Here is a 563-nt window from a genome sequence, read left to right on the forward strand (position 1 = left end):
ACCCGTTCGCTGAAAGACCAAGGGTTCCAGTCCAACGTTAATCGGGGCTGGGTGAGTCGACCCCTAAGGCGAGGCCGAAAGGCGTAGTCGATGGGAAATTGGTTAATATTCCAATACTTCTGTGTAATGCGATGAGAGGACGGAGAAGGTTAAGTCAGCCTGGCGTTGGTTGTCCAGGTGAAAGGTTGTAGGTATGTACCTTAGGCAAATCCGGGGTACTCTATACTGAGAACTGATAGCAAGCTAGTTTACTAGCGAAGTGGCTGATACCATGCTTCCAAGAAAAGTCTCTAAGCTCTAGTTACACAGGAATCGTACCCGAAACCGACACAGGTGGTCAGGTCGAGTAGACCAAAGCGCTTGGGAGAACTCTGCTGAAGGAACTAGGCAAAATGGTACCGTAACTTCGGGAGAAGGTACGCTGCTGACGGTGATGGGACTTGCTCCCTGAGCTATTGGCAGCCACAGAAACCAGGCCGCTGCAACTGTTTATTAAAAACATAGCACTCTGCAAACACGAAAGTGGACGTATAGGGTGTGATGCCTGCCCGGTGCTGGAAGGT

At 50.4% G+C, this 563-nt stretch carries 1 rRNA gene; it reads left to right on the top strand.

Annotation, left to right across the window (positions count from 1 at the left end):
• Window positions 1–563 (top strand): 23S ribosomal RNA (locus tag I2F62_RS13120); the annotation flags it as partial.

The sequence above is a fragment of the Acinetobacter sp. MD2(2019) genome (assembly GCF_035615615.1).
Taxonomy (GTDB): Bacteria; Pseudomonadota; Gammaproteobacteria; order Pseudomonadales; family Moraxellaceae; genus Acinetobacter.